We start from the raw sequence: 15,893 nt of genomic DNA, 5'->3' as shown, positions 1-15,893 counted from the left end.
CCCCGCAGCGCCTCAGCCCACCTGGCGCAGGGACTCGCGGCCGGCGCGAAGCTGCTCGTGGACCGCGTCAATCAAGCAGTCGGCGCGCAGGGGACCGGACAGGTACTCCTGGGCCCCCAGGGCCCACGCCCGGTCCGCTTCGCGCGAGCGGCCCGCCAGCAGCAGCCGGGCCTGGACGCCGCGCCGCTTCACGCTCTCCACGGACTGCACCGGCGCCAGCACCACCGTGTGCGCGCTCGCCTTGCGCACATCCTCGGTGCGCGCCACCTGGGCGCGCACGCCCGCGTGCTCCAGCAGCTCCATCAGCCCCTGCGTGGCCTGGCGGCCCCAGCCATACACCCACACCTCGGGCTCGGCCGGCTTCGCGGGCTTGAGGACCCGCGTCACCACCGGCACCTCGCGCTCGGTGGTGCGGGCGGCCACGGGCAGCTCCTCCGTCAGGGGCTTCATCACGGGCAGCCCGTTCTTGAAGGTGTACGCCGAGTCCCGGCGCCGCAGGAGCCCATCGAGCATCAGGCACTCCGCGCGCTCGGTCACCAGCGGCAGCGCCTCGTCGGCCTCGGGAAGCGGAATGGGCTCCACCGGGCGATGCGCGCCGTCCAGGTGCGGGTAATAGAGCCGCTCGATGGCCTGGGCGATGGCCGCATCGGTCGCCAGCAGCGACACCACGCGCGCCTTGCCCGTGAGCCGGGCCACCTCGTCCAGGGCGTCCGGGTGGCCGGGCGCCGCGGTGGCCACCACCAGCACCGAGTCCCGCGGCCCTTCCTGGCGCAGGGGGATGACGCGGTAGTTTTCGGCGGCCCACACCGGCAGCACCTCGATGAGCTGGGAATCCAGCGGCTCGGCCTCCAGGTCCACGGAGGGAAGCTGCGCCTGATCGGCCAGCACCTCGAGCACCTGCTGCGCGGTGCAGAACCCCAGGTCCACCACCACCTGGCCCAGCGGCGTGCCCCACTTGTGGTGGAACCCCAGGGCCGCGCGAAGCTGCAGCTCGTCCACGAGCCCCACCGCCTGAAGCAGATCTCCCAGCCGTTTCTTCCGCATGACCGTGCCCTCGGGTGCTACCGCCGCGGGCACGCCATTGCGCGCCACGTGCCAGCGCTGGGCGCTCTTCATACACCAGCGCTCAAGGGTTTACATCCCCCCTCAAGCACCCAGGGTGGTGACTGTTGCCTACAGTGTGGTGACAGCCGTCACCACCCTTTTTCCCAAGAATGCCGTGAAAGCTCTTTTGGGGAGCCATGCTAAGCGCCGTCCCTTTCCCAGGGAGGTCTCCATGGCAACGTCCAGTCCCCGTCCGGAGCGGTTTGCGCGGCTCCTGCCCGGCCTCACGGCCCTTCTCGTGCTCGGCGCCTGTGGGGTGACGGGCGAGGCCGAGCTGTCCTCGCTCGGCCTCCAGGAGCAGCCCCTGGCGCTGGCGGACACCTGGGCCGCGAAGGCCGCGCGCATCCAGCAGCGGGATCTCCAGTCCAACGTCCCGCTCAACCGCTGGCAGCGGCTGGGCACCCACAACTCCCACGTCAGCACCCCGTACACGAAGTGCGGCGCGGGGCTCTGCTACTACGCGCGCGCCAACCAGCACCGGAGCCTCTCGGCCCAGCTCGACATGGGCATCCGGACCCTGATGCTGGACGTCTACGACCATGGCTGCCAGTGGGGCTGGAGCGTGTGCTTTGGCCACGAGGGCGAGCAGTTCGTCCAGTGGAGCGTGTCGCTTGAGGACGAGATCGCCCAGTGGCTCAACGCGCCGCAGAACCAGGACGAGGTGCTGTTCCTCATCCTGGAGGACTACTTCAACGACGACGCCAACAAGCGCCGGTTCTTCAGCGAGCTCCGGTACCGCCTCGACCGGGACTACGCGCCCGGCGCGCCGGTGAGCACCACCTCGGGAGACTTGATTTTCCGCCCCGTGGACAAGGAGCGCCTGTTCCCGTCCCGGTGGCCCACCCCAGCGGAGCTGGTCCAGCAGGGCAAGCGCATCGTCATCGCCGTCAAGGACCGCTCGAAGTACGAGGTGTCCCTGAGCGCCGAGGGCTACGCGGGCCCCATGAAGGACTGGCTCTTCTCGGTCAACAGCGTGGGCTATCCCTCGGTGCAATACCCCTGGTACAGCGCCAACTTCGCGCCCTCGTTCGACGGGGCGCGCTGCGGCTCGGCGGACATCCGGGACGGCGCGGGCAACGTGCAGCCCCTGGGGCTCCAGTTCACCCAGTTCGAGGAGCTGAAGATCTGCGATCACTTCGAGACGTGCTCGGGCCTGTATGACACGAGCCTCTTCAGCAAGCGGCTCGACGTCAAAGCCGCCGTGGACTGCGGCTTCAGCGTGGCGATGGACCAGGCCGAGGGAGACCCGGGCTACAAGGGCCAGGGGTACGACTACTACTCCCGCACCCTGAAGCAGGCCATCTGGAGCTTCGCCGAGGGAGAGCCCAACGACGCGGGCGGCGACGAGGATTGCGCGCAGATGCGGCCGGACGGCCGCTGGAACGACCTGTCCTGTGGCGGCGCCTCTCGCCGCCATGCGTGCAAGAAGAAGGACACCACGTGTGACGCGGCCTCGTGCCCCTCGGACTACTGGACCCTGTCGTCCTCCGCGGGCGTCTGGTCCGCCGGGCTGACGGCCTGCCCCCAGGGCTACGCCTTCGGCGTGCCGCAAAACGGCTACGAGAACCGGAAGCTGCGGGAGCGGATTGGCAACGAGGACGTCTGGCTGAACTTCACGGACCGCGACGTGGAAGGCCGCTGGAAGATCGCCCCGTAGGGAAAACCTCGGCGGTCTCCGGGGCGCATGGCATCGTTCAGCCGCCATGCGCCGCCCCCTGACCCGGCTGTCCTCCGATGCCCCCCGGCTCCACCGTTTCGTTCATGAGCTGGCGAGCTGGGGCCTCAATCACTCCCAGGTGTACTGGAAGCTCGCCCAGGCGTTGACCCCAGCGCCTGGCGCCGCCGGCCTGCTCATCCACGAGCGGCTCCCCCTGCGCTTGAACCTGGAGACCCAGGCCGAGCGGCGGATGTACCAGGGCGCGGAGCAGAATGGGCTGCTCCTCGCCTCCCGGTTGCTGACGCCCGGAGGGCATGGCATCGACCTGGGGGCGCACATCGGCCTGTACACCGTGCTGATGGCGGCACGCGTGGGCCCTCAAGGCCGGGTCACCGCCTTCGAGCCCTCCGCCCCTGACCGCGAGCGGCTCCTGGCGCATACGCGCGAGCTGCCCCAGGTGACGGTCGTCCACCCCCTGGAGGCCCTGCACGAAGCGCAGGGCTCGGCGCCCATCGAGCTGCTCAGGGTAGAGGGAGCGGAATGGGCACCCCAGGTGTTCGAGAATGCGCCGGAGCTGTTCGGCTCGCACCGCATCCAGGCCCTGCTCACCGAGGTGGGGCCCGGCGCCGTCCCGGCCGGACTTCTGGTGCCGCACTTCCCCTTGAAAGAGTATGCCCACTTCCAGGTGAGCGAACGGCCCTCCCGGACCCACGTGCGCCTGCGCCCCGCCCTGGCCCCCGTGGACCTTCAGCGAATGCCCCCCGGGAGGCTCAACCTGCTGGTGATCCGCCGGGCCTGCATTGGACGGATCGTGGAGTTCCTGGCCCACTGACACGGTGCTGCATCAGACGCTTTAGGACCGGACGATCTCGAAGTTCTGGACGGACGCCTTCTGCGACAAAGCCTCAAGGCCCACCGAGGGGCCCTCGTACCCTGGGCCAAAGCCCTGGGCGCCGGGCTCCAGCGGCTGTGTCCCCGCGATGAGGCGCTTCGCCCTGCCGAACAGCCAGCGCACGCCCTGGAGCGCGTCGCTCACGAGCGCCCGGGGCGCTTCCTTGGACAGAAGCGCGGGCCCCTTCGACGTCCCCGACACCGCGTCCACGGGCATCGGGTTGATGCCCACGCCCAGCTCGTAGACCATCTTCCCTCCGAGCGTGGCGGTGTAGAGCGCCGCCGTATTGGCGAGCAGCGCGAGCACAACCTGGCCAGTCGACGGCGGGCGGCGCAACCGCCACAGCGTCACGCCCACGGCTCCCGCCAGGATGAAGGCATTGCCCAGCCCATGGAGGAACACCATGTCGCGCGCCCGGGGCTCATCGAGCTTGACCTCCTGGGAGGCAGCCAGCCCCGCCAGCCCCGCGAAGAGGCCACTCAGGGAGCCGGCTATCCACAACCGGCGGCCCACTTTGGCCCAGGCCCGGTCCCCGCTCGTGACCGCGATCAGGTCCGCCACCGCCGCCGTGGGCAACAGGGCCAGGGGGGCATGGACCACGGAAGGATGCAGTTCGTGAAGGAGCATCTTCATGCCAGAAGGCTATGCACGCTGTGTCCCAGCGTTCACGGCTCGCTTCCTTGCTCGGCCCTCCCGAGTAGCCGGCGGATCCACGGCTCCGAGTTGACGAGGAAGATGCCCAGCAACACCAGCACGGCGCCGGCGACGAAGTTCAGGCTGAGCGGCTCATCCAGCAACACCACGCCGAAGGTGACGCCGAACAGGGGCGTCATGAAGGAGAACACCGCCAGGTGCGACGCGAGGTAGCGGCGCATCAGCCAGAACCAGATGAGGTAGCTGGCGAACGACACCAGCACGCCTTGGAACAGCACGCTGCCCACGCCCAGGGGGGTGAGCGTCACCTGGTGGATCTGCCCGCTCACGGCGGCGAGGCCCAGCAGCCCCACGAAGGCGATGGCCAACTGGTAGAACAGCGTCAGGGTGGGCGGAGCCTCGGACAACCGGGAGGCCCGGATGGTCACGGTGGTGGCGCCCCAGGCCGCGCCCCCCAGAATGCCCAGCGCATCCCCGAGGAGCATCCGCGCATCCATCTGCGCCAGCGACACCCCGCCGCTAAAGGCCAACGCGATGCCGCCAAAGCACAGGGCGATGCCCATCCATTGCAACCGCCGCAGGCGCTCGCTGGGCAAGAGCAGGTGCAGACCGAGCGCGGAGAAGATGGGCGAGGTGTAGAGGAACACCGAGATGTGCGACGCCAGGGTGTACTGCAGGCCCAGCGCGATGCAGAGGAACTCGAGGGCGAACAACCCGCCGGTCAGCAGTCCCGCGGGCACCGTGCCCGCGGCGCGCCTCCAGTCCCCGCGCCAGCTCATCACGAGCCCCACCAGCAAGGCGGCGATGCCGGAGCGGGCCATGGCCTGCATCATCGGCACGATGTCGGGTGCCGCGGCCTTGATGGCCACCTGCTGCACGCCCCAGAAGGTGCACAGGCCGAGCATCACCTGAAACAGGAAGGCATCGGCCCCCCGCCGGAGAGCGCTCATGGACGGATGGCCTCAACGGACGGGACGGGACGGGGGAAAGCGGGAGTCACGAGGGCGGCTTCTCTCCCAAACACCCCCCTCCGTCAACGCACGCTGGCGCACGGCCTCCTGCCTCCCCTGCGGCCCGCCTTGCCCACGCGGCTTCCGCTCCGCCACGTCACGCGCCCCCCATCGAACGTGGCAGGTTGGCTCCCACCGCATTAACTCCTCGGGGTGCCCGAAGGAAACATCATCCACCGGCTCGCGCGCGTCCACCATCGCTGGCTGGCGGGCCGCCAGTTCACCGCCGACTCGCCCCAGGGGCGCTTCTCCCAGGACGCCCGGCGGCTGTCGGGGCGGACGCTGCTGGCCGTGGAGGCGCACGGCAAACACCTCTTCCACCACTTCGAAGGGGGCGTGCACCTCCATCTGCACCTGGGGCTCTTCGGCAACATCCGGCACTTCCGCGCCGGGGCCCCGCCCCCTTCCGCCGCGTGCCGGCTGCGGCTGGCGTCCCCCCATGCCACCCTTCACCTCTCGGGTCCCCAGTCCTGTGAGCTGTTGAGCCCGGAGGCCGAGCGGGCCCTGCGCGCCCGGCTGGGGGAGGATCCGCTGCGGCCCGAGGCATCCCCGGCACGCGCCTTCGAGGCGCTGCGCCGGAGCCGTGCGCCGCTGGCCACCGTGCTGCTGGACCAGGAGCGCATCTCGGGCGTGGGCAACATCCTGCGTGCCGAGGCGCTCTTCCTGGCGCACCTGCCGCCCCAGCTCCTTGCCTCCGAGCTGCGGCCCGAGGACTTCGAGCGCCTGTGGGCGGCGCTCCGCCTGCTGCTGGAGGACGCGGCGCGCGATGGCCGCATCGTCACTCCCCATGCACCGCCCACCGCCCTCACCCTTCCCGGCAAGCGGCGCGAGGACCGGTTCACCGTCTATGACCGCGAGGGACAGCCCTGCCCCCGGTGCGCCACCCCCATTGTCCGCCTGGCGCTCTCCGGGCGTGGACTGTTCTTTTGCCCGTCCTGTCAGGCGCCTCGCGGCAAGAAGCGCTGAGTTCCCCCATCATGGGGCTCCAGACAGGAGACAAAACCCCATGAATGAACCCACCCAGGCGCCCAAGCCGATGGCCCAGGCCGTCTCTTCTGCGTCCGTCCTGCTGTGGCTGCGCCCGGAGCTCTCACGCGAATCGGCTTTGGAATACTGGCGAGGCCCCCACGCGCAACAGGTGGCAAGAACGCCGGGCCTGTTCGAGTACCGGCAGCACCCCTTCGCCGCCGGGGGCCAGGGCCTGTGGCCCGGCATTCCGGAGGTCGAGACCACCCTTCCCGAGACAAGACGCATCGACGGCATGCAGGAGCTCACCTTTACCGGGACGCTGGGACCGCTGAGGGGCGCCAGGCAGAACAGGCGGGCGCACCGGGACGAAGCGAACGTGTTCCAGCGCACCCTCCGCTCCCTGAGCGGACCGGGTGGAGGCCGCTGGTACGGCAGCGGCAACGGCGACAGGGTGGGCTGCCGGTGCGCGGTGCTGTTGCGGCGCAGGCCCGGTCTCCGCCGTCTCGCGTTCCGCCAGTTCGTGAACCACACGCTGGGGCCTTCTCTCGCCGGGCTTCCTCAGGTGAAGGAGCTGCGCAGCCAGGTGCTCCTGCCGTGGCTGAAGGCACGCTGGCCCCCCCCGGGAGGGGCCCATGACCACCCGCCCGAGGAGCGCTTCGATGCCCTGCTCGTGTTGGGCTTTGCCAGCGAGGAGGCCCTGGGGGCGTTCTTCGCCTCACCGCAGGTCAGCGGCCTGGCGGAGGAACTGAGGCATCACTGCACCGCCATCCATGCCTACCGGATCTCACACACCTATACCTATGTGGTGGAGGGGCGCCCGGCGCTGCCTCAGGTCAAACCGGAGCGGAAGCCTTCCCTCGCGCCCCTCAAACGTGTCCTTCCCGCGCCGCCCCCCCGGGCCGCCCGGACGGCCGGGCCCCATCCCTTTCCCGAGGCGCGGCTGTTCCCCTTGAGCGGGGAGTCCCCGGAAGATGTCGTGGCGGACGGTGAGGGACGGCTGGTGTGCGGGGTAAGAGGCGGCCGGATCCTCCGGCTCGACCCTGTCACCGGAAAGGAAGAGGTGCTGGGCAACACGGGCGGACGCCCCCTCGGCCTGGAGCTGCTCCCGGATGGGACGGTGCTCGTCTGCGACGCCCATCGCGGGTTGCTGAAGCTCGACCCGCGCACCGCGTCCATCGAACCCCTGGTGCAATTCGTCGGGGATACCCCCCTGCGATTCTGTTCGAACGTGACCGCGGCGCGTGATGGGACACTCTGGTTCACCGAGTCAACGCACCGCTTCGACTTCGAGCACTTCGTGGGCGCGATGTACGAGCATCGCCCGTCGGGGCGGCTGTTCCGCCGTGACCCGGACGGCCATGTGGAGACCGTGCTCGAAGACCTGTTCTTCGCGAACGGCGTCACCCTGACGGAGGACGAATCCGCGCTGATCTTCGCCGAGACCGACGGCTACCGGCTGTCGCGCTACTGGCTGAAGGGGCCGAAGCGAGGACAGCGGGACATCCTCGCCGACAACCTGCCCGGCTTCCCGGACAACCTCTCGAGAAGCCGGGACGGAAAGTTCTGGGTGGCCCTCGTGACGCCCCGGAACCCGCTGCTGGACCGCTTGGGAACCACCCCAGGCTGGATTCGGAAGGCGTTGTGGCGGGTTCCCAATGCGCTCCAGCCTGGGCCCGTCAAGACCGTCTGGGCCCTGGCGTTCGATGAGCAAGGGCGCCTCCTCGCGGACCTTCAAACGCAGCGTGACGACTTCTACGGCGCCACCGGTGTCACCGAATCGAAGGGCGCGCTGTACCTGGCCAGCATCTACGGCCATGGCCTGCTCCAAGTCCGGCTCTCGCATTAAAAGACCATCCACCTGCCTCATGAGCCGGAGCCGGACCTGCCCCTTGAAGGTCAGCGCGGCGCGAAAGCCCTGGAGAGCTCCTCCGACATTCCCTGTGCGGTGTTTGCCAAGAGCGCAAACGCCGATACGGCGGCGCCCATGCCCTCCGCCTGGAACCTACAGGCCCAGACCAGCTTGATCTCCCCAGGCTCCCCCTCCACGGGCTCCAGTCCGAGGAAACCCGAGCAGTCGGATACGCCAGGGATTCCCTCGATCGTGTAGTGGTAGGACTGACCGGTCTTCGGACCCGAGAGGGTCTCGACGAGGGTGTACATCCCAGAAACGTCGAGTGTTCGCGTGTTGCCTTCCACCTTAAAGGGTGCCCAGAAGGGCTTGTCGAAGCGCAGCGCATACTCGGCCAGCGCTTCGCGCAAGAAGGCCGGGAAGCGCCACTCCTGGGAAGTGCTCAGCGGATTGCCGCTGAAGACCACCGTGAGCGGCACGAAGATCTCGCCGCTGATGAAGTGCGAGAGCGCGTCCGTGTCCATGGGCCCCAGTGTGTAGTGGGCGAGCCAGCGCGAGTCGGCGGCCTTCCGGTCCTTCCCATCGGCCAGCCCCAGTTGGAGCCCCAGGCGCTGCCCCAGGTTGTCGAGAAGCGTGTTGGGCCCCTGGCCGGCGGACAATGGGCCACTGACCGTGTGGCCGTAGTGCAGCGTGGCCTTGCTCCACCCGAGGGTGGTCCCTTTCGGCTGCGAGACCCAATACATTCGCTCCGCGAAGGAGACCGCCGCGTCGACGCTCTCTTGGGTCCGTGCCTCCCGCAGCACTTGGACGAGACAGGCAGCCAATGCGTTGGCGCGATCGGAGAGATAGCTGCGAGGGTAATCAGGCTGGTTGAACATCTGGCGCATTGCGCTGGACACAGCCCATTTGGGCAAGTTGTTCACGCTGTCGAACCCCACAGGGCCCCGCATGGACATGGCTCGCTGAATCGGCGACATCTCCATCAAAGACAATTTTCCATTGAAAACTTCCCGTTGGAACAGGAGCGATGGCAGTCCGTCCCCTGAATCCTCAAGCACCGACAGGATGAAGGGATCAATCGGCTCACCATCGCGCCACGTCAGATGGTTGTTTCCGTTCAGGAACGGTCTGATGCCGTTCTTCTCCTCAAGGTTCATCAACAATTTCTTGGAGCTGCCCAGGAGTTCCTTGGGAGTCAATCTGAAGACGGGGGCCAGGTTCAGCACCCGGAGATCCATCTGGGCCCCCTGAGCCTGAACGGCGCCCAGCGAACTCATCACCGAAACTGGCACATAGCCGGCCGTGGCTCCGCCCCTGTTGGCGGCCATCACCGTCAGGTCCACCACCTGCACCCCAAGAGGGGGAAGCGCATCCTTGGGCTCTCGCACGATGTCCCGCGCCGGGTCTCGCGGCTGCCAGACCAGCGCCCGGTCGAAGCGGCGATTACCATCCGCTGGATGGAACATCAGCGTGCCCGTGCATCCCACTTCATCGTTCGGCGGATCGGGATCCGTGGCGAGTTGGACGAGCCCCCAACCACAGAACCGCATCCTCAGCACCAGCGAGTCCTGGTACAAAGGTGGATGATTTTTTTGGGGATCGAAGAACGTGGGGTCCTCGACGTAGTCTTCCCTGTCCTGGTGGGTGCGTTGGTACTCCTCGTCGGGCTGATTCGACGAATAGCCTCCATGCACCCGGAAGCTGAACTGCTTCTCGAAGTCAGACAGCATCATGAGTGAGCGCAACCGGTCCAGCACGAGCGTCTCCACCCCAGACGGGAGGCCCGCCTCCTGGATCGACAGGAATTGCTCTTGCGCCCAGCCGGCCACGCTGGTCAGCACTCTCAGCGCGAGGTAATCCATCCGGCCGTTGATCTTCTCGGACCGCTCCGTCCCCTCGTAGAGGACACGCAACTGCTGGGCCAGGACAGGCAGCACCGGCAGCGCATCGGTTCCCGTTTGGAACAGCTGCACCGGATTGATCGGCAGGCACGAGGCCAGCTCCAGCATGGGCCGGATCGCCATGGACATCAGCGGCCAGGTGGCCAGCGACTCGATGGGCCTGCGCTCGCGCTGGTCCGCAGCCCAGTCCTTGATCTCGTACATGCGCGAGAGCCACGCCAGCATGACGAGGTAGCAGGCATTGAACTGCCCTGGGAGTTCCTGCGTGAGCTGAGTCAGCACTCCACTGTTGTTCAGCGGCTCCGGCTCACGCGCCGGCACGAACTGCACGCCGGACCGGGCAGCCAGCTCACGCTCTTGCGCGAACTCCACCTGGATCATGGCGAACTGATAGAGGTGCGACCCGCGCAGCAGTTGGGCATCGGCAAGCCACTCCGGCGTCTCGTAGTCTGGCGTCTCGATCTGAGACAGATCGCTGTTCACCGCAGCCAGGTACTGGGCGGCGCCACCGAGTTCCTCGACCTTCTCCATCATCGCTACGGCCCGGCGGAAGAAGCGCTTGACCCCCTCTCCTTGCTCCACGATTTCTTCGACGATGTCGCGCACGTGCTTGAAGGCCGTATACGGCTTCAGCGTGTTGGATTTGTTCCGCTGGAATGAGTGGTCGGAGCGCGGGGGGATCGGGATGGGCAGAAAACCCTCTGCGCCATAGTTCGGATCCTGCTGTTCATTCAACAGCTCGAAATTGGTGTTCGTCACCCAGCCGAAGGCGAAAGCCTGCTCATAGAGCGGCAGAATGCCCTTCTCGTAGAAGTCCGCGATCGAGGGAAAGTGCAGCTTCTCGAGCGGCGGCAACTGAGGGGCCGCGAGCCCTGCCTGCACAATCAGGTCGAGGGGCTGCTCCTCGAGCACGGCCGGGGTGGTGGTGTAAAGTTCGAGCAGCGACTGGCGCAGTTGCTGAGCCTGGGCTGGGTCTTGCACCTTGCTCACGGTCCCTTCCACTTGGAGCTGCATCTCGAACGCGTGGAGGGACGTCATCAACTTCATCGTCTGCGGACCAAATGGATCCTCGAGCTGAAGCGAGTCGCTCGACTCGAACATCACCAAGCTTTTCGCGTACTCTGGCGTCAGCGGAGAGATGGGTACCTCAGTGCCTTCCGGATCGGCGGCCTTTGCCCCCATGCGGGCCTGCCAATTGGGAATGACCCAGGCGCCCTTTGCGTTGCGGTTCGGCAACCCGAAGTAGGGCCGCTCTCCCAGCGCACGGAGCATGCACTCTACGAAGTGGAGGTGAAGCATCTCCTCGTGAGCCACCGTCAGGAGGGCCTGCTTCCAGCGCCTCACCCGCTCGAACTGAATGCCCCGGCGCAGGTTGGGCTTGCCGCTGAGCTGCGCGAACTCCTGAGGCGTGCTCTTCAGTGAGCACGCGGCATAAAGATACGAGTCCAGCAGGCTGTGTTCGAGTTGCGCGGCTTCCTGCAGCATGTCCACGAGCAGTTGCCGGTTCGGATCGCTCTCAGCCATGGAATGGTGCTCCTTTGCAACGGGAAGAAAACTGCTGCGCCTGGGATGGAAGGGGCCGTACCGATCGCGCGTTCTCAAGCGCCTTGATAGCGGGGCGCCACGCGGTCACGTGAGACCTGAGGGTTGAGGGTACGCTCGGCGGCGACATAAGCGTCCCAATCCTTGATGTCGGGCAACGAGGGGATGCAGACAGGCTCGTTCATCTCCAACGCACGCAGCGAGGCTGCGACCAGGTCGCCGGCTTGCATGACCCGCTCCGGCGGAAAGTTGGAGAGGCGGTTGCCAGCAATCTCGTGGAAATCGGTGGCGATCACACCTGGAATCAGGAGCTGCACCTGCACGCCAGTGCCTTGGGCCTCCGCCTGCATCGTCCGGGTGAAGCCCATGACGTAGTTCTTGGACGCGCCGTAGCCGGCATTGCCGGGCAACTGCATGAACACGGTCCCCGACGCCACGTTGATGATCCGGCCGCGTCCCAGCTCCACCATGTGCTTCATCGCAGCCACGGAGAGGCGGCTGAGGGCAATGATGTTGACGCGCAGCATCTCTTCGAGCGCGTCCGCGTTCAGCTCCGCGACCCGGCCGCGCGCCGCGTAGCCCGCATTGTTGACGAGAACGTCGATGGGCGGCTCGCCGCCGATCCGTGCGGCGACCACACCCACACCCTCGGCGGTCGAAAGGTCCGCCGGGAGCACTTCTACCTCAACGCCATGGCCCCGCCGCAGCTCATCGGCGAGCGCATTCAGCCGGTCCGCCCGGCGGGCGACCAACACAAGGGAATGGCCGGTTCTGGCGAGCTGCTCGGCATAGCTGCGCCCGATACCAGCAGAAGCACCCGTGATCAGCGCGCGGGGACGGGGGGTCATGGAAACCTCGAAATGGGAAGAACCGAGGGGACCCTATCCTCCCCCTCGCAGGGACGCCAATGGCAACCGGCCTCGGGCCCACCTCAGGCCGATTCGACGGCGCGAACGGGCTGGAGTTGGCCGCGGTAGACGCGGTTGACCATCGCCCGGACCTGTCCCAGGGGCTTGTCGAGACGGGCGAGCTTCATCCCGCGCAGATCTGGGCTCTTGTCCGCCAATTGACTCAGCATCCGCTGGTCCAATCGGGTCTCGTAGTCGACGATGCCTCGGAGCAGCTTGAATCCGATGATGGGCAGGCGCTTCAACGTCCTGGCCATCGCGGGCGAGAGGAAGGCGAACGACAGCACGTCCGTGACCTGTTCCGTCACCGGGGTGAAGAAGATGCTCATCTGGATGCCAGAGGTCCGGATCTTGCCGGGCGCTTTGTCGTTCCACCACCGCTGCTCGGAGAGCATGTGGGGCGGGGCGAAGCGCATCTGGGTGGGCATCTCGACCCAGTCTCCCCGCCGGATCCCGAAGATGAGCCTCAGCGGAAGCGAGACCTGCTTCTGGGGGCCCCGGTGGAAGATGCGCAGGACGTCCTCCTCTATCGACGCCTCGGAGGTGGCCTGGGCCACGTTCTCGAAGCCGAAGAGCAAGTGGGTCGTGATGCTGTGGTCCAGCTCTGCGAAGTTGTCGAGCACCACCTCCAGGGGCACCTCCATCCGGTGACGCAGAACGAAGGCACAGCGGTTCTCGGGGTTGTGGAATTCGGGCATGCTCGCCTCTGAGCCGGCATTCTTGACCCAGATGGCCCCATGCAACTCCGTGGCGGAATAGTGCGTGGCGCAGGAGCGCATGGGCTCGTTGTCATGGATGGGCGCCCGGACCTCGCCCCCCCGATCGATGCTCCACCCGTGGTAGGGACACACCAGGCGGTTGCCCTCCACCCGGCCCTTGCTCAGCCGCATCCGCCGGTGGGGACAGCGATCTTCCAACGCACCGATCTGCCCGTCAGCGGTCCGAAACAGGGCGATCTGACGCCCTGCCACGGTGATGGCCAGGGGCTTGTTTTTCAATTCGTCACTGGCCAGCACGGGATGCCAGAAGTCGAGTTCTTTCACGACGTCCTCCTGTAATCGAAGGAATTCAGGATAATCGCAAAAAGAGGCCCGGAAAAGACCAGCCCCCTCTGCCTCCCCGATTGACGGGCTGAACGGAAAGCCCGTCTGAGATTGACACCTCTCGCGCGTCACGCTACCCGCGCGCTGCGTTTTGATGGGTGTCACCTGGCGGTACAGTCCAACTCCAGTGCGACGGGAATAATCCAAATGTATAGCGTGCTCCGAAACCCCTTCGGGATGCTGCTCGTGTGCGGCGTGTTCGTCTCCAGCGCGTGCGGCGGCAAGAACAATCCCCCTCCCCCCGCTTCCCAGAACCTCCTCGAGTTCCTGGCGATCTCCCCCTCGGCGGAGTCCTCCGACTACGTCCAGGAGAAGACCCAGTTCCAACTCCACACGCTGACCACCGAGCAGCGCCACCCGCGCACCTGGACGCTGAGCGAGAAGGTCGTCGAGGAGACCTCCGCCGGGCTCGACATGCTGTTCTCCGTGGACGAGGACGTCGCGGCCCGGCTCGCCGCGCTCTCCCAGGACCCCGGACCGGTGCGCACGCTCTCGGCGGCGATCGAGAAGGCGCTGCTGGAGCGCCGGAAGATCTACGTCTACGGGACCGGTGCCACGGGCCGGCTCGCCAAGCAGATGGAGAGCGCCTTCTGGCGCCCGTACTGGCGTGGCGTCGACAACGCGCTCAAGTCCAAGCTCGAGCCGCACCTCGGCGGCGCACTGGAGGAGTCGCTGATCGGCGAGATGACCGGCGCCGACCGCGCCCTCATCAGCTCCCTGGAGGGCTTCGAGGACCTGCAGCTCATTGGCCGGCTCCAGTTGAAGGAGCGGGGCATCCGCAAGGGCGACGTGGTGATCGAGGTCACCGAGGGGGGCGAGACCTCCGCGGGCATCGGCACCATCCTCGGCGCCCATGATCAATGGAAGGAGGCCGGGGGCTACGACGTGGCCGAGGCCAGCAAGCACCTCTTCTTCGTCTACAACAACCCGGACGAGGTCCTGCTGCCGTTCGAGCGCAGCCGGTCGGTCATCCAGGAGGCCGGCATCACCAAGGTCAACCTGACGACCGGTCCGCAGGCCATCACCGGCTCCACGCGCATGCAGGCGACCACCATCGAGACGTTCGTCCTGGCGCATGCGGTCGAGGACGCGCTCGGCCGCGTCTTCAAGGGACTCGCCGCCCAGCAGATCCTCACCGCCGGGGACCTGGCCCAGCTCGGCTTCGCGGAGGACGTGACGCTCGAGCAGCGCCTCTCCCGGTTCGCCCCCGTGCTCACCGAGGTCAAGAAGGCGGTCCCCGAGCTGGCCAAGCTCACACGGCTGGAGGCGGACACGTACGCGGCCGGTCACTTCTCCACGTACTTCGCGAACATCGGCCTGATCACCACCTTCACCGACGGCACGGAGCGCAGCCCCACCTTCCGCCTCTTCCCCCTGGACACGGTCGACGAGCCCGCGCGCAAGGCGCTGTTCCAGGTCTGGACGTCCGCGACGGATCGCCAGGCCGCGTGGCAGACCTTCCTCGGGCGTCCGTTCCGCGGGCTCCAGCCGGAGCTCTACCGCGAGCCGTTCTCGACCCAGATCCAGGACGAGTTCCTCCGCAAGGCCGCGCTCACGAGCCTGGACAAGGCGGGCAACGAGCAACAGAACCTCTATGACTTCTCGTTCTCCGGCGCGAACGTCCAGCGGGTCGGGCCCAAGGCCAACGATCTCGGCGTGATGATCGCCCTGGAGACCGAGGCCGCGCTCCTCGCGGACGCCTCGTCCGACTACGAGCGCTTCGCCACCCTGTTCCAGGAGCGGGGCGCGAAGCTGGGGCTCGTGCTGGTGAGCGGTGGCCCAACGCCGGACTGGCGGGGTTCCGCTTCCGGCGCGCCGTTCGTCCACTTGCGGATCGCGAAGATGGCCGATCCATTCGGGGTGGATCAGCAGATCGCGCTGAAGATCCTGCTCAACGCGCACTCCACCGCCATCATGGGCCGGTTGGGCAAGATCGTCGGCAACACCATGACCAACGTCAGCCCGACGAATCTCAAGCTGATTGGACGCGCGACCTATCTGATCCAACTGCACGTCAATGACATGCTCATGAACGGCGGATGGAAGAAGCTGCACGGCGAGCGCGAGCCCATCACCTATGCCGAGGCCAACGCGGTCCTGTTCGAGGTGCTCCCCTTCGTCGCCGAGAAGAAGGCCCAGGGGGACGAGGCCGCCGCCGAGGTCGCCGTGTCGATCGTGCGCATCCTCGAGTCGCTGCGGCAGAACCGAAGCGTTCCCCTCGATGAAGCGCTCGCGCAGCTCCGGGGCGGCGGTCTGAGCGCGTACCTCGCGGCCGTGCGCGAGCGGTAGCACACGCCGCGCAGG

The 15,893-nt window shown here is 67.3% G+C and carries 11 protein-coding genes; 5 read left to right on the top strand and 6 right to left on the bottom strand.

Annotated elements, in window-relative coordinates; translation table 11 throughout:
- Nucleotides 1–12: 12 nt before the first annotated feature.
- Nucleotides 13–1,116, bottom strand: a complete 1,104-nt coding sequence (locus KY661_RS14565; RefSeq protein WP_225410779.1) for a GspE/PulE/PilB domain-containing protein — start codon at nt 1,114–1,116, stop codon at nt 13–15.
- Between the two features lie 160 nt (nt 1,117–1,276).
- On the opposite strand from KY661_RS14565, the gene KY661_RS14560 reads away from it, so the two are divergent.
- Entirely contained in the window at nt 1,277–2,761 is a 1,485-nt protein-coding gene (locus KY661_RS14560; protein ID WP_225410778.1) for a hypothetical protein, read from the top strand.
- 46 nt (nt 2,762–2,807) lie between these two features.
- A complete protein-coding gene (locus KY661_RS14555; RefSeq protein WP_225410777.1) occupies nt 2,808–3,593 on the top strand; it encodes a class I SAM-dependent methyltransferase in 786 nt (261 codons plus the stop codon).
- A 21-nt stretch (nt 3,594–3,614) separates the two neighbouring features.
- Here the strand turns inward: KY661_RS14555 and KY661_RS14550 are convergent, their stop codons facing one another.
- On the bottom strand, nt 3,615–4,286 hold the full coding sequence (locus tag KY661_RS14550; protein WP_225410776.1) for a DUF2231 domain-containing protein: 672 nt from the start codon (nt 4,284–4,286) through the stop codon (nt 3,615–3,617).
- Nucleotides 4,287–4,318: 32 nt separating this feature from the next.
- Nucleotides 4,319–5,257 carry a DMT family transporter gene (locus KY661_RS14545; protein WP_225410775.1) on the bottom strand — a complete coding sequence of 313 codons (939 nt, stop codon included), beginning with the start codon at nt 5,255–5,257 and terminating at the stop codon, nt 4,319–4,321.
- A 213-nt stretch (nt 5,258–5,470) separates the two neighbouring features.
- Here KY661_RS14545 and KY661_RS37560 point away from each other — a divergent pair, with 213 nt between their 5' ends.
- Both KY661_RS37560 and KY661_RS14535 read left to right on the top strand, forming a co-directional pair.
- Nucleotides 5,471–6,283, top strand: coding sequence for an Fpg/Nei family DNA glycosylase (locus tag KY661_RS37560; protein WP_225410774.1), 813 nt, complete (start codon nt 5,471–5,473; stop codon nt 6,281–6,283).
- Nucleotides 6,284–6,323: 40 nt separating this feature from the next.
- On the top strand, nt 6,324–8,132 hold the full coding sequence (locus KY661_RS14535) for an SMP-30/gluconolactonase/LRE family protein (protein WP_225410773.1): 1,809 nt from the start codon (nt 6,324–6,326) through the stop codon (nt 8,130–8,132).
- Nucleotides 8,133–8,182: 50 nt separating this feature from the next.
- Here the strand turns inward: KY661_RS14535 and KY661_RS14530 are convergent, their stop codons facing one another.
- The 3 genes from KY661_RS14530 to KY661_RS14520 all read right to left on the bottom strand — a co-directional run bounded on the left by KY661_RS14530 (nt 8,183) and on the right by KY661_RS14520 (nt 13,529).
- The gene (locus KY661_RS14530) at nt 8,183–11,560 is read right to left on the bottom strand and encodes a ferritin-like domain-containing protein (protein WP_225410772.1); all 3,378 of its coding nucleotides are present in this window, start codon (nt 11,558–11,560) and stop codon (nt 8,183–8,185) included.
- A 74-nt stretch (nt 11,561–11,634) separates the two neighbouring features.
- A complete protein-coding gene (locus KY661_RS14525) occupies nt 11,635–12,426 on the bottom strand; it encodes an SDR family NAD(P)-dependent oxidoreductase (protein ID WP_225410771.1) in 792 nt (263 codons plus the stop codon).
- 83 nt (nt 12,427–12,509) lie between these two features.
- Nucleotides 12,510–13,529 carry a Rieske 2Fe-2S domain-containing protein gene (locus tag KY661_RS14520; RefSeq protein ID WP_225410770.1) on the bottom strand — a complete coding sequence of 340 codons (1,020 nt, stop codon included), beginning with the start codon at nt 13,527–13,529 and terminating at the stop codon, nt 12,510–12,512.
- 207 nt (nt 13,530–13,736) lie between these two features.
- Here KY661_RS14520 and KY661_RS14515 point away from each other — a divergent pair, with 207 nt between their 5' ends.
- A complete protein-coding gene (locus tag KY661_RS14515; RefSeq protein WP_225410769.1) occupies nt 13,737–15,878 on the top strand; it encodes a hypothetical protein in 2,142 nt (713 codons plus the stop codon).
- Nucleotides 15,879–15,893 lie beyond the last annotated feature (15 nt).

The sequence above is a fragment of the Allostigmatella hybrida genome, assembly GCF_020103775.1.
GTDB lineage: Bacteria > Myxococcota > Myxococcia > Myxococcales > Myxococcaceae > Hyalangium > Hyalangium aurantiaca.
This window is presented reverse-complemented; position numbering and strand designations above follow the sequence as displayed.